Annotated in this window: 12 protein-coding genes; 8 read left to right on the forward strand and 4 right to left on the reverse strand. The window is 62.9% G+C overall.

The genetic code is table 11. The features are described 5' to 3' along the window. The first annotated feature begins 419 nt into the window (after nucleotides 1–419). From xoxF5 to AC0L21_RS28295, 8 genes are all read left to right on the forward strand, one after another. Nucleotides 420–2225 (forward strand): lanthanide-dependent methanol dehydrogenase XoxF5, encoded by a 1806-nt coding sequence (gene xoxF5 / locus AC0L21_RS28260; protein WP_473264951.1) that lies wholly within the window; start codon nucleotides 420–422, stop codon nucleotides 2223–2225. Between the two features lie 109 nt (nucleotides 2226–2334). Next, a complete protein-coding gene (locus AC0L21_RS28265; RefSeq protein ID WP_473264977.1) occupies nucleotides 2335–2823 on the forward strand; it encodes a c-type cytochrome, methanol metabolism-related in 489 nt (162 codons plus the stop codon). 61 nt (nucleotides 2824–2884) lie between these two features. Then, the gene (locus AC0L21_RS28270; protein WP_027566533.1) at nucleotides 2885–3994 is read left to right on the forward strand and encodes an S-(hydroxymethyl)glutathione dehydrogenase/class III alcohol dehydrogenase; all 1110 of its coding nucleotides are present in this window, start codon (nucleotides 2885–2887) and stop codon (nucleotides 3992–3994) included. 33 nt (nucleotides 3995–4027) lie between these two features. Next, entirely contained in the window at nucleotides 4028–4591 is a 564-nt protein-coding gene (gene gfa / locus AC0L21_RS28275) for an S-(hydroxymethyl)glutathione synthase (RefSeq protein ID WP_473264952.1), read from the forward strand. A gap of 438 nt (nucleotides 4592–5029) precedes the next feature. Further along, on the forward strand, nucleotides 5030–5200 hold the full coding sequence (locus tag AC0L21_RS28280; RefSeq protein ID WP_473264953.1) for a hypothetical protein: 171 nt from the start codon (nucleotides 5030–5032) through the stop codon (nucleotides 5198–5200). 33 nt (nucleotides 5201–5233) lie between these two features. After that, the gene (locus tag AC0L21_RS28285; RefSeq protein ID WP_473264954.1) at nucleotides 5234–5686 is read left to right on the forward strand and encodes a (2Fe-2S)-binding protein; all 453 of its coding nucleotides are present in this window, start codon (nucleotides 5234–5236) and stop codon (nucleotides 5684–5686) included. A 1-nt stretch (nucleotide 5687) separates the two neighbouring features. Beyond that, entirely contained in the window at nucleotides 5688–8000 is a 2313-nt protein-coding gene (locus AC0L21_RS28290; RefSeq protein WP_473264955.1) for a xanthine dehydrogenase family protein molybdopterin-binding subunit, read from the forward strand. 57 nt (nucleotides 8001–8057) lie between these two features. Next, nucleotides 8058–8318 (forward strand): hypothetical protein, encoded by a 261-nt coding sequence (locus tag AC0L21_RS28295; protein ID WP_473264956.1) that lies wholly within the window; start codon nucleotides 8058–8060, stop codon nucleotides 8316–8318. A 306-nt stretch (nucleotides 8319–8624) separates the two neighbouring features. On the opposite strand, the gene AC0L21_RS28300 is transcribed toward AC0L21_RS28295, so the two are convergent. From AC0L21_RS28300 to AC0L21_RS28315, 4 genes are all read right to left on the reverse strand, one after another. Further along, the gene (locus AC0L21_RS28300; RefSeq protein WP_473264957.1) at nucleotides 8625–10352 is read right to left on the reverse strand and encodes a methanol/ethanol family PQQ-dependent dehydrogenase; all 1728 of its coding nucleotides are present in this window, start codon (nucleotides 10350–10352) and stop codon (nucleotides 8625–8627) included. Between the two features lie 116 nt (nucleotides 10353–10468). Then, nucleotides 10469–11122, reverse strand: a complete 654-nt coding sequence (locus tag AC0L21_RS28305) for a QcrA and Rieske domain-containing protein (RefSeq protein WP_473264958.1) — start codon at nucleotides 11120–11122, stop codon at nucleotides 10469–10471. Nucleotides 11123–11388: 266 nt separating this feature from the next. Beyond that, entirely contained in the window at nucleotides 11389–11853 is a 465-nt protein-coding gene (locus AC0L21_RS28310; RefSeq protein WP_473264959.1) for a group III truncated hemoglobin, read from the reverse strand. 137 nt (nucleotides 11854–11990) lie between these two features. Next, the gene (locus AC0L21_RS28315) at nucleotides 11991–12842 is read right to left on the reverse strand and encodes a 3-hydroxybutyryl-CoA dehydrogenase (protein ID WP_473250896.1); all 852 of its coding nucleotides are present in this window, start codon (nucleotides 12840–12842) and stop codon (nucleotides 11991–11993) included. Nucleotides 12843–13069: the final 227 nt, after the last annotated feature.

The following is a 13069-nucleotide window of genomic DNA, read 5'->3' on the forward strand; positions in this document are numbered from 1 at the left end:
TTTTGAGCGATCTTCTAGAACGAGCGCCATCGTTCCATTGCCACCCTTGAAAGTTAATCCTCCGCCTTAGTTGCAGCGCCGTCAAGGGGAACCTGAGCGTTGAAGGCGCTCCCAAAGCGTTGAGGAAGCCGCTGAATTCGCTACTGCAAAATCAAAAACTTCCGACCCGTGCGCTGTCAAGCAAACCAGCTTCTCTCTTGGGCAAGTTTCCCGATAACGAAGTCGTTAGGGATTGTATCAGGAACAACAAGAACGGGCCGCTCCGCACGTGGACCCGTGGCTCTCATCAGGAGGAGGAAACACCACAGCATCGTTTCTGGTCCCAATCGTGACCGCCCTGCACGAGCAGACGCCGGACGAAAAGCCCGGCGATTAGCAATGCTTCGGAAAAAATAAACGAGACCAATGGAGGAATGACTATGCGCAAGGTACTACTCGCGGCCTATCTCGGCTCCGCGGCGGCTCTCGCCGTCGGCAGCGCGTCGGCCAACGACGAAGTGCTCAAGATGTCGCAGAACCCGAAAGACTGGGTGATGCCGACGGGCGACTATGCCAACACCCGCTATTCCAAGCTGAACCAGATCAACGCACAAAACGTAGGCAAGCTCCAGGTGGCCTGGACCTTCTCGACTGGCGTGCTGCGCGGCCACGAAGGCGGCCCGCTGATCATCGGCAACATGATGTACGTCCACACGCCGTTCCCGAACAAGGTCTATGCTATTGACCTTTCCAACGAGAACAAGATCGTCTGGAAGTACGAGCCGAAGCAGGATCCGAATGTCATCCCGGTGATGTGCTGCGATACGGTCAACCGCGGTTTGGCCTATGGCGACGGCAAGATCTTCCTGCATCAGGCCGACACCACGCTCGTCGCGCTCGATGCCAAGAGCGGTCAGGTGGCATGGACCGCGAAGAACGGCGACGCCAGCAAGGGCGAGACCGGCACTTCGGCTCCCATGGTCGTCAAGGACAAGGTGCTGATCGGTATCTCTGGCGGCGAGTTCGGTGTTCAGGCGCATATGACCGCCTACGACATCAAAACCGGCAAGCTGGCGTGGCGTGGCTACTCGGAAGGGCCGGATAACCAGATTCTGGTCGACGCCGAGAAGACCACCGCGCTCGGCAAGCCGGTCGGCAAGGACTCCAGTCTCAAGACCTGGCAAGGCGATCAGTGGAAGATCGGTGGCGGCGCCACCTGGGGCTGGATCTCCTACGATCCCGAGCTGAATCTCGTCTACTACGGATCGGGCAATCCCTCGACCTGGAACCCCAAACAGCGTCCCGGCGACAACAAATGGTCGATGACGATTTGGGCTCGCAACCCGGATACTGGCGTTGCCAAGTGGGTCTATCAGATGACGCCCCACGACGAGTGGGACTATGACGGCGTCAACGAGATGATCCTCTCGGACCAGGCCATCAACGGCCAGCCGCGCAAGCTGCTGACGCACTTCGATCGTAACGGCCTCGGCTACACGCTCGATCGCGTCACCGGCGAGCTCCTGGTCGCTGAAAAGTACGATCCGAAGGTGAACTGGACCTCCGGCGTCGACATGGACAAGAACTCGCCGACCTACGGCCGCCCGAAGGTGCTCGACGCAGCTTCGACCGACAAGGCGGGCGAGGACCACAACGTGAAGGGCATCTGCCCGGCCGCGCTCGGCACCAAGGACGAGCAGCCGGCAGCCTACTCGCCGGACACGCAGCTGTTCTACGTTCCGACCAACCACGTCTGCATGGACTACGAACCGTTCAAGGTGAGCTACACCGCGGGCCAGCCCTATGTGGGTGCGACGCTCTCGATGTATCCGCCGCAGGGTGAAACCCACATGGGCAATTTCATCGCTTGGGACGGCAAGACCGGCAAGATCGTCTGGTCGAACAAGGAGCAGTTCTCGGTCTGGTCGGGTGCGCTCGCAACCGCAGGCAACGTGGTGTTCTACGGAACGCTCGAAGGCTACCTGAAGGCAGTCGACGCCAAGACCGGCAAGGAGCTCTACAAGTTCAAGACTCCCTCCGGCATCATCGGCAACGTCACCACCTATGAGAACGGCGGCAAGCAGTATATCGCAGTGCTCTCCGGCGTGGGTGGCTGGGCCGGCATCGGTCTGGCCGCAGGCCTGACCGATCCGACCGCCGGTCTCGGCGCAGTCGGTGGCTACGCGGCGCTCAGCAACTACACGGCACTCGGCGGTACGCTGACCGTGTTCTCGCTGCCCAACTAGACCTCTCAGCATCGCTCCGGCGCGTGGATCAACTCCACGCGCCGGCTCGTCTCACCGAAGGCCTTCCGAGGAAAATCTCTTGCGTAAAATCTGCTCTGCCATTGCTGCGATGTTCTTGGTCGCGTCCGGGGAAATTGCCGTCGCGGACGGCTCAGGTGACCCGACCGCCGTCAAGCAGAACGAAACCGGCGAATGGTCCGACAAGGAAGGCAACCCGACCTACAAGATCACTGACGGATCCGTCGACTGGTACACCTATTCCGGATACCGCCGCTATCACTCGGACTGCCATGTGTGTCACGGCCCGGATGGCATGGGCTCGACCTACGCCCCGGCGCTCAAGGATTCGCTGAAGACGATGAGCTATGCCGACTTTCTCGGCGTCGTCGCCTCCGGCCGCAAGAACATCTCGACTGCCGCAGAGAACGTGATGCCGGCCTTCGGCGATAACCCGAACGTCGCCTGCTACATGGACGATCTCTACGTCTATCTGCGCGCCCGCTCCAACGAGGCCTGGGGCCGCACAAGACCCGGCAAGCACGAGGACAAGAACGACGCCTATACCAAGAACGAAGATTCGTGCATGGGCAAGAAGTGAACGTGCGGAGCCCGACCAGGACCTGATTCCTGGCGCCCTGCTGGAATTTGAGGAGTTTAAGATGAAGACACGTGCCGCCGTCGCTTTCGAAGCCAAGAAGCCGCTCGAGATCGTCGAAGTCGATCTGGAAGGACCAAAGGTCGGCGAAGTCCTGGTCGAGATCAAGGCGACGGGCATCTGCCATACCGACGCCTACACGCTCGATGGCTTCGACAGCGAGGGAATTTTCCCGTCGATCCTGGGGCATGAGGGCGCGGGCATCATCCGCGAGATCGGTCCTGGCGTGACCTCGGTGAAGCCGGGCGACCATGTCATCCCGCTCTACACGCCGGAATGCCGGCAATGCAAAAGCTGCCTTAGCCAGAAGACCAATCTCTGCACCGCGATCCGCGCGACGCAGGGCAAGGGCGTGATGCCCGACGGTACCAGCCGCTTCTCCTACAAGGGCAAGCCGATCTACCACTACATGGGCTGCTCGACCTTCTCGAACTTCACTGTGCTGCCGGAGATCGCGGTCGCCAAGATCCGCGAGGACGCGCCGTTCGACAAGAGCTGCTACATCGGCTGCGGCGTCACCACCGGCGTCGGTGCCGTCGTCAACACCGCCAAGGTCGAGCCGGGCTCCAACGTGGTCGTGTTCGGCCTCGGCGGCATCGGCCTGAACGTGATCCAGGGCGCCAAGATGGCTGGCGCGGACAAGATCATCGGCGTCGACATCAACGACTCCAAGGAGGAATGGGGACGCCGGTTCGGCATGACCGATTTCGTCAATCCCAAGAAGATCACCGGCGACATCGTCCCGCATCTCGTGACCCTGACCGACGGCGGCGCCGACTACACCTTCGACTGCACCGGCAACACCACAGTGATGCGCCAGGCGCTGGAAGCCTGCCATCGTGGCTGGGGGACCTCGATCATCATCGGCGTTGCCGAATCCGGCAAGGAGATCGCGACCCGCCCGTTCCAGCTCGTCACCGGGCGAAACTGGCGCGGCACCGCCTTCGGCGGCGCGCGGGGCCGCACCGACGTGCCGAAGATCGTCGACTGGTACATGAACGGAAAGATCCAGATCGACCCGATGATTACCCACACGCTCAAGCTCGAAGACATCAACAAAGGCTTCGACTTGATGCATGAGGGTAAATCGATCCGTTCAGTCGTCGTGTTCTAGCTCGAAAAGCGTCACCCCAAGGAGGATCGACCCATGACTGTTGCACTCCATCCCTCGATCGATAACGGCATCAAACAGGGCAGCGGCACCTTCGCCGGCGGCACACTCGCCTGCAAATGCAGCGACCATCAGGTCAAGGTCGCCGTCAAGGGCGACGTCGCGCATAACCATGCCTGTGGCTGCACCAAATGCTGGAAACCGCAGGGCGCGAATTTCTCCGTCGTCGCCGTGGTACCCCGCCAGAACGTCACCGTGCTCGAGAACGGCGACAAGCTCCAGATCGTCGATCCGTCGGCGGTGATCCAGCGCTACGCCTGCAAGGCCTGCGGCACGCACATGTACGGCCGCATTGAGAACAAGGGTCACCCGTTCTACGGCCTCGACTTCATCCACCCTGAACTGTTCCAGGAACAGGGTTCGCAGGCGCCGCAATTCGCCGCCTTCGTCTCGTCGGTGATCGAATCGGGCGTGAAGCCGGAGCAGATGGGCGCAATACGGGCTCGGTTCAAAGAGCTCGGACTTGAGCCCTATGACTGCCTGTCGCCGGCGCTAATGGACGCGATCGCAACCCATGTAGCGAAGGCCAAGGCCGCCTGAGCAAAGGCCGCCTAGGCAAAAGGCCGCCTGACGTTTGCCGCGCCCCGCCCGCTCGCTGGTTCCACCACACCCAGCGAGCGGACGGAGCCGGCCCGGGACAATCGCGGCGATGCCGCCGCTTCTCGATTGCGCTTGTGTGGGGGCCGCGAGCTCCCTCAGTCCTGGTCTCTGAATGACTGCGCAGGGCTGCCGGCTTCCTGCTTGAAGTCCGCTGCGCCTGCGTTTCTCCCTCCCTCGACTGAGGCATCCTGCTTCGTCCGCACAGGTCTTCTGGCGGACGAAGCTTTTTTAGTGTGCCCATCTCGAGAGGCGCGCGGCGTGATGCGGCGCCCTGCTTTTGACAAACCTTCGTTGCAATCTTTTCCCATCGAGAACAGCTGACTAGAGAACACTTGGCTGTGAATGCTAGACCGAAGCGATCCTTGCTAAGATCGCGACGTGACGATGCCGCGCGAATTCAATAATCAAGAACAAGACGGGAGGTATCGAACACATCCGGACATGACATTGGCATTCCTGATTCCTGCCGGGATCTGCCCGCGCGGGATGACCGCTGGAATGCGACGCCGCGCAGCGGACATTGCACCGACCGGCATCTGGAAAATCTGAAATCAACAAGCTTATGAAGAGCGAGGGACGATCATGATCAAGGTGAAGATCAATGGCCAGGAACAGAGCTGGGACGGCGACCCGGATCTCCCGCTACTCTGGTTCCTGCGCGACGAAGTCGGGCTGACCGGCACCAAGTTCGGCTGCGGCCAGGCCCTGTGCGGCGCCTGCACCGTCATCGTCGACAAGGAAGCCGTGCGCGCCTGCATCACGTCGATCAACGACGTCGCCGGCCGCGAGGTTACGACGATCGAGGGACTGCATCCGAACGGTGATCACCCGGTGCAGAAGGCCTGGCGCCAAGTCAACGTTCCCCAATGCGGCTTCTGCCAGGCGGGCCAGATCATGCAGGCGGCTGCGCTGCTGATGGACAACCCAAAGCCGTCGCACGACCAGATCCGCGAAGCGATGTCCGGCAACATCTGCCGCTGCGGCTGCTACCAGCGCATCGAGAATGCGGTCCATCTCGCATCGACGGGAGTGTGACATGAATTTCATCGACAACCCGAAGAAGCTTCGTGGCTTTGAGAAGAACATCAGGGTCGAGAAGGTTTCGCGCCGCAGCATCCTGAAGGGGCTCGGCATCACCGGCGGCTTCGTGCTCGCGGCGCCCGTGATGTCGCGCCAGGCGTTCGCCTACGAGACCGGCGCCGGCAAGATGCCGCACGGCGTCGTGGTCGATCCGCGCGTGTTCGTCGCGGTCGCACCCGACGGCACCGTCACCATCCTCGCCCACCGCGCCGAAATGGGCACCGGCGTGCGCACCAGCCTGCCGCTGATCGTGGCCGAGGAGATGGAAGCCGACTGGTCGCGGGTCAAGGTGGAACAGGCCCATGGCGACGAGGTCAAGTTCGGCAACCAGGACACCGACGGCTCGCGCAGCACGCGGCATTATTTGATGCCGATGCGCCAGATCGGTGCCTCCGCCCGCACCATGCTGGAGCAAGCCGCCGCGAAACGCTGGGGTGTGCCGGCAACCGAGGTCAAGGCCGTCAATCACGAGGTCGTCCACAGCGCGACGAGCCGCAAGCTTGGCTTCGGCGAGCTCGCAGCCGATGCCGCCAAGGAATCGGTGCCGAGCATCGAAGGGCTCAAGCTGAAGGACCCCAAGGACTTCCGCTATCTCGGCAAGGGCCAGATCGGCATCGTCGATCTCCACGACATCACCACCGGCAAGGCGCGTTACGGCGCCGACGTGCGGCTGCCTGGCATGAAGTATGCCGTGATCGCGCGCCCGCCGGTGACCGGCGGCAAACTGGTCAAGTTCGATCCGGACGCGGCGTTGAAGGTCCCCGGTGTCGAGAAGGTGATGCAGGTGCGCGGCTGGCCGTGGCCGTCGAAATTCCAGCCGCTCGGCGGCGTTGCCGTGATCGCGCGCAACACCGGCGCGGCGATCAAGGGCCGCGACGCGCTGAAGCTGACCTGGGACGACGGCGCCAACGGCAAATACGATTCCGTCGCCTACCGCAAGGAGCTCGAGGAGGCCTCGCGCAAGCCGGGTCTTGTGGTGCGCCAGGAAGGCGACGCCGAGGCTGCTCTGAAGGGCGCCGACAAGGTCGTCGTCGGCGAATATTATCTGCCGCATCTTGCCCATGTCAGCATGGAGCCACCGGTGGCAGTCGCCGACGTCAAGGGTGACAAGGCGGAGATCTGGGCGCCGGTGCAGAGCCCGGGCAGTACGCGCGAGGACGTCGCGAAGACGCTCGGCATTCCCGAGGGCAACGTCACGGTCAACGTCACGCTGCTCGGCGGCGGCTTCGGCCGCAAGTCGAAATGCGACTTCGCGCTCGAGGCCGCGCTGCTGTCGAAGGAGCTCGGCGTGCCCGTCAAGGTGCAGTGGACGCGCGAGGACGACGTCCGCCACGATTTCCTGCACACGGTCTCCGTGGAACGGATCGAGGCGGGGCTCGACAAGAGCGGAAAAGTGGTCGCTTGGCGCCATCGCAGCGTGGCCCCGAGCATCGGCTCGACGTTTGCGGCAGGTGCAAAGCACCAGGCGCCTTTCGAGCTCGGCATGGGCCTCGTCGACATGCCCTTCGAGATCGCCAACATCTCCTGCGAGAACCCCGAGGCCGCGGCGTTCACCCGCATCGGCTGGTACCGCTCGGTCTCGAACATCCCGCGCGCGTTTGCGGTCCAGTCGATGGTGGGCGAGATCGCCCATGCGACCGGCCGCGACCAGAAGGAGACGCTGCTCGCGCTGATCGGCAGCCCGCGCATCGTCAAGCCTGCTGTGAAGGACATGTGGAACTACGGCGAGCCCTTGGACAGCTATCCGATCGACACCGCGCGCCTGCGCAAGGTGGTCGAGCTGGTCGCCGAGAAGGGCGAATGGGGCCGTCAAGTGCCGAAAGGCCATGGCCTCGGCATCGCCGTGCACCGCAGCTTCGTCAGCTATATCGCGACCATCGTCGAGGTGGCCGTCGACGACAAGGGCAAGCTGACGGTGCCGCGGGTGGACACCGCCATCGACTGCGGCACCTATGTCAACCCCGAGCGCATCGCCTCCCAGATCGAGGGCGCGGCGATCATGGGGCTCAGTCTCGCCAAATACGGCGAGATCACCTTCAAGGACGGCAAGGTGCAGCAGAAGAACTTCGACGACTTCCAGGTCCTCAGGATCGACGAATCCCCTGCGGTGACCAATGTCTACATCGTGCCGCCCGCACCCGACACCCCGCCGAGCGGCGTGGGCGAGCCCGGCGTCCCGCCATTCGCGCCGGCGCTGATGAACGCCATCTTCGCCGCGACCGGAAAGCGCATCCGCAGCCTTCCGCTCGGCAAGCAATTGGAAGCGTAAAGGCGGGAACACAAGGCGGCCTCGCGCCGTTTGCATCGATCTGACAGGAGCAGATCGATGACCCATATCTCAAAGGCGCTCGCAGTCTCGTTGCTGTCGAGCGCCTTTCTTTTGACGGCCACTGGCGCATACGCCCAGAGCAACACCACGCCGCCGACAACGGCGACGCGCCCCAGCACGCCGGACCAGAACTCTCTCCCTAACACCAATGCCACGCCGCCCTCGACCAGCCAGACCACCGGGCAGCACAATCCCGATCCCAAGGTTCGCGAGATGAACCAGAAGGCAAAGGACAAGGTCGAGCGCGAGGGGAAGTAGCGATCTGCGCATCGGCATTTTGACGCCGTGATTATCGGCTCTACTTCTTCGCCGAAGCGCATCGATACGCCCTCTCCCCTTGCGGGAGAGGGCAGCGACGCCGGTTGCCACGACCCCGCTTGGGTGAGGGGTATGCCTGCGCGGGTCTCGCATATTGAGATGCGCGGATAGAACCCCTCATCCGGCGCTTCGCGCCACCTTCTCCGCAAGGGGAGAAGGGACAACGCCGACGCAAAATGCGGCGGACGTTGCCGTCCGCCGCATTTGCCCCCTGACACTCCGCTTCTTTCGATCCGCCAGCGGAGCTTACTTCTTCAGCGCGAACACCCAGATCACGCCGCCCTGCGGCACGTTGGCTTCGATGCCGATATCGTTGGTCACGAGTGCATCCTGGATGCGCTGCGCATCCACGCCCCATCCCGACTGGATCGCGATGTATTGCGTGCCGTCGATCTCATAGGACACCGGCATGCCCATGATGCCGGAGTTGGTCTTCTGCTCCCAGAGCAGCTCGCCGGACTTCGCGTTGAAGGCGCGGAAGTTGCGGTCGTTGGTGCCGCCCACGAAGACGAGATCGCCTGCGGTCGCCGTCACCGATCCGAACAGCTGCGACTTGGGGAAGTTGTGCTGCCACACCTTCTTGCCCGTGGCGGGATCCCAAGCCTGGAGCTCGCCGAAATGATCGGCACCCGGCTTCGTCTTCAGGCCGATGTCCTCCGGCTTGGTGCCGAGCCAGAGCTCGCCGGGCTTGAGCGGAACCTTCTCGCCGGTGAACCCGCCGCAGAAATTCTCGTTGGCGGGCACGTAGACGAGGCCGGTCTTCTGGCTGTAGGCCGCGGACGGCCAATCCTTGCCGCCCCACAGCGACGGACAGAACTCCACGCGCTTGCCGACCATCGGCTTGTGCGCGGGATCGACGATCGGCCTGCCGCTCTCGGCGTCGATGCCCTTCCAGACGTCGGTGGAGACGAACGGCCAGCCGGCGACGTAGTTGATTTTGGTCGGTGTGCGCTCGAGTATCCAGAAGATCGCATCGCGTCCCGGATGGACCAGGCTCTTGATGTTGCGACCGTCGCGTTGCAGGTCGATCAACATCGGCGCTTCGACCTCGTCCCAGTCCCAGGAATCGTTCTGGTGATACTGGTGATAGGTCTTGATCTTGCCGGTGTTCGGATCGAGCGCGAGCACGGAGGAGGTATAGAGATTGTCGCCGGGATGCATCTCGCCGGGCCACGGCGCGGCGTTGCCGACGCCCCAATAGATCGTCTTGGTGTCCTTGTCGTAATTGCCGGTCATCCAGGCCGAGCCGCCGCCGTTCTTCCAATCCTCGCCCTGCCATGTGTCGTGGCCGGGTTCGCCTTCCCCGGGAATGGTATAGGTCCGCCACAGCTCCTTGCCGTCCTTGGCATCATAGGCGGCGACATAGCCGCGCACGCCGAACTCGCCGCCGGAGCCACCCACGATGACCTTGCCGTCGACGATCAGCGGCATCAGGGTCATGTACTGGCCCTTCTTGTAGTCCTGCACCTTGGTGTCCCACACCACCTTGCCGGTCTTGGCGTCGAGCGCGACGACATGGTCGTCGGTGGTGGCAAGATAGAGCTTGTCCTCCCAGAGGCCGACGCCGCGGCTGGTCGGATGCAGCTGGAATAGATCGTCGGGGAGCTGCCGCTTGTAGCGCCAATACTCGTCACCGGTCTTGGCGTTCAGCGCGATCACCTGCCCCATCGGGGTCGCAACGAACATCACGCCGTTGTTGACGATCGGCGGCGCTTCGTGACCTTCGACGACGCCGGTCGCGAAGGTCCAGACCGGGGTGAGGTTCTTAACATTCGAGGTGTTGATCTGGTCGAGCGGGCTGTAGCCCTGCCCGTCATAGGTCCGCCGGTAAAGCATCCAGTTGGCGGGCTCCGGGTTTTCCAACCGCTGCGCCGTGACCGGCGCGTAGTTCTCGACCGGGCCTGATATGGCGGCGGTCGAGGCAAGACATGTGAAGGCGACGAAGCCGGACAGTAACCACTGCTTCCTGGTCATGGCGTTCCCCTTTTTTCATTCGTTTGAATTCTTGTTTTGAATTCTTGTCGTTCGTCCCGTCGTCCGCCCATCGGCGGATGCGGTCTCTCATGACGCGGGCACAACCCGCACGCCCATCATCCCGGCTGCGCGCCACCTACCTTTCCGACGAAGTTTCCGGCGACGTTGAGCGAGCCGTCAGCCAGCGCCAGCGGCAGCGCAGCGAGCCGTCGCGGCGCCGGCCCGAACACGACCTGCGCGCCCGCGCGAGGATCGTATTCGGAGTTGTGGCACATGCATTTGAGCACTTCCTTGTCACCGACATCGCTCTTCACCCACGCCGTGACGGGACAGCCGGCATGCGAGCAGATTGCCGAATAGGCGATGATGCCGTCGACAGCGCGCGCTTTCGTCTGCTCGTCGAGCTCCGCGGGGTCGAGCCGGATAATCAGGATCTCGTTGAGGCGCGAGGCGCTGCGCACGACCGATGTCTTCGGATCTTTCGGCCAGGCATGCACCGGCGGTCCGCCGGCCGACAGAGCGGCCGCGGTGACGGGCTTTCCCTCCTGATCGCCTTCGGAGAATACGAGCAGATCGCCCTTCTGAGGCCGCTCGTCGGAGCCGGGCGCATCCTCGCTCGCGTGGACCTGCGTGGAACAGGCGAGGCACGCCGTCGTGGCCAGCGCGCTCATCAACAGCGCCCGCCGGGTTTGCTCCGTGCACGCGTCAGCTTCGGATTCCGCTGTGTTGTCGGAGGATGAAGAGGATGGGTTGAACGATGCACGCGACATGTTCACAAGCAGGCGCTGGAACTCTGCCGAAAAAAAGGCAAAGATTTTTTCCCGCAGTGCATCACACGGTTATGCTCGCACTGATTGAACTCGAACACCCGCATTTTCGCGCATTTTTTTAATTGCAACGTCACGCTGCGCGACCGGCATGATGATTTTGCAGATCAGGTTAATGCTATTGGTATTGGTGCAATGCGCCGACGCTCGGCGCGAACCATAGCGCCATCAGTGCGGCTTGCGCGTTTCTCAGGCAGGCATTTTGTATTCTAGGAGCGGAGCACGTGACGCGGCGACGCGATACGGCCGGCCAAGGTTGCCGATGCCATCTCAAAGCTGTCGGCGATGCGGCGCGCTCTGTCGATGAACAGCGCGGCTGCCTGCGGCGGGCAGACCTCGCGCGCGGTCTGTTCGAACAGATCTAGCCAGCGGTCGAAATGATCCCCGACCAAGTTCAGTGGCATATGCGCCCGCATCGGCGAACCATGGTAGCGGCCGCTCATCAGCACGACCGACGACCAGAAATCCCGGAGCTTGGCCAGATGCTCGTCCCAATTCTGAACGATCACGAACACCGACCCCAGCAACTCATCCTCGCGCACGCGCCCGTAGAAACGGGTCACGAGTTCCCCGATCATCTCTTCGGTGATCCCCGTGCGCTCGATTGCATCCTGGGTCAGCAAATTCCGCCGCGCGGCCGCCGCCTCGCGCTCGGCCTTCAGTCGATCCGACATGTCCCTTGTTATCCGTTCCGTTGTTCCCGCAGGCCGCCCGTTCGACATTGTCGGGCCGATTGCGCGCGGCGTCTTTGTCGCAGCGCAAATCGCGGGGTCTGGCGGCGAGCACGCAACGCCCGCCGCCCGCGCCATTGTCAGGCGCTGTAGGTGTAGAAGCCCTGCCCCGTCTTGCGGCCGAGATGGCCGGCGTCGACCATTTCCTTGAGCAAGGGGGCCGGACGGTATTTGGGGTCGTTGAAGCCTTTGTAAAAGACCTCCATCACCGACAACATGGTGTCGAGCCCGACGAGATCGGCGAGCGCCAACGGTCCGATCGGATGGTTGCAGCCGAGCTTCATGCCGGCATCGATCTCTTCTGCCGTCGCAATCCCCTCCTGCAGCGCGAAGATCGCCTCGTTGATCATCGGGCACAGGATGCGGTTGACGGCGAAGCCGGGGCTGTTCTTGGCCGTGATCGCCACCTTGCCGACGCGCTTGGCGAAATCGAGCGCCTTGGCGTGGGTGTCGTCGGAGGTCTGCAAGCCGCGGATGAGCTCCAGCAGCGCCATGACCGGAACCGGATTGAAGAAGTGCATGCCGATGAAGCGGTCGGGCCGGTCGGTCGCCGCGGCGAGCTTCGTGATCGAGATCGACGAGGTGTTCGTGGCGAGCAGCGTGCGCGGTGACAGCGTCGCGCAGAGATCCTTCAGGATCTTGACCTTGAGTTCCTCGTTCTCGGTCGCGGCCTCGATGACGAGATCGCAATCGACGAGCTTGGCGCGGTCCGTGGTGCCGGTGATGCGCTTGAGCGTGGCGTCGCGATCGGCCGCCGACATCTTCTCCTTCTTGACCAGGCGCTCGAGGCTGCCGCCAACCGTCGAAATCCCGCGGTTCACTGCCGCATCGGAAATATCGACCATCACGACCGAAAGCCCGGCCGCGGCACAAATCTGCGCGATGCCGTTCCCCATGGTCCCTGCCCCGATGATGCCAACGGTCTGGATCATTGCCTCAAATCCTTCATCCTTGTGGACGTGCCATACCGGCCCCGTCCCATTGTTCCTGGATCAGGGTCTAGCACCGCTCCCGGGCGGGTGCGACCTGATCCTGTCCCTTCCTTAAAGCATCCAAGGCGGGAATAAAGCTGCCTTTCGGCCGCGAAACGGCATGATTCGCGCTCCCGGGCCTGTTTGGCCCGGCCAATCTGCGGCACCCGTCTCTGGAAGCGCCGAGC

Source organism: Bradyrhizobium sp. WSM4873 (genome assembly GCF_055811355.1).

Excerpts from the sequence above, each read along its gene's own strand:
- AC0L21_RS28305 (WP_473264958.1), bottom strand. The coding sequence starts at position 11,122 with ATGTCGCGTGCATCGTTCAACCCATCCTCTTCATCCTCCGACAACACA.
- xoxF5 (WP_473264951.1), top strand. The coding sequence starts at position 420 with ATGCGCAAGGTACTACTCGCGGCCTATCTCGGCTCCGCGGCGGCTCTC.
- AC0L21_RS28310 (WP_473264959.1), bottom strand. The coding sequence starts at position 11,853 with ATGTCGGATCGACTGAAGGCCGAGCGCGAGGCGGCGGCCGCGCGGCGG.
- AC0L21_RS28270 (WP_027566533.1), top strand. The coding sequence starts at position 2,885 with ATGAAGACACGTGCCGCCGTCGCTTTCGAAGCCAAGAAGCCGCTCGAG.
- AC0L21_RS28295 (WP_473264956.1), top strand. The coding sequence starts at position 8,058 with ATGACCCATATCTCAAAGGCGCTCGCAGTCTCGTTGCTGTCGAGCGCC.
- AC0L21_RS28300 (WP_473264957.1), bottom strand. The coding sequence starts at position 10,352 with ATGACCAGGAAGCAGTGGTTACTGTCCGGCTTCGTCGCCTTCACATGT.
- AC0L21_RS28290 (WP_473264955.1), top strand. The coding sequence starts at position 5,688 with ATGAATTTCATCGACAACCCGAAGAAGCTTCGTGGCTTTGAGAAGAAC.
- gfa (WP_473264952.1), top strand. The coding sequence starts at position 4,028 with ATGACTGTTGCACTCCATCCCTCGATCGATAACGGCATCAAACAGGGC.
- AC0L21_RS28315 (WP_473250896.1), bottom strand. The coding sequence starts at position 12,842 with ATGATCCAGACCGTTGGCATCATCGGGGCAGGGACCATGGGGAACGGC.
- AC0L21_RS28285 (WP_473264954.1), top strand. The coding sequence starts at position 5,234 with ATGATCAAGGTGAAGATCAATGGCCAGGAACAGAGCTGGGACGGCGAC.
- AC0L21_RS28265 (WP_473264977.1), top strand. The coding sequence starts at position 2,335 with ATGTTCTTGGTCGCGTCCGGGGAAATTGCCGTCGCGGACGGCTCAGGT.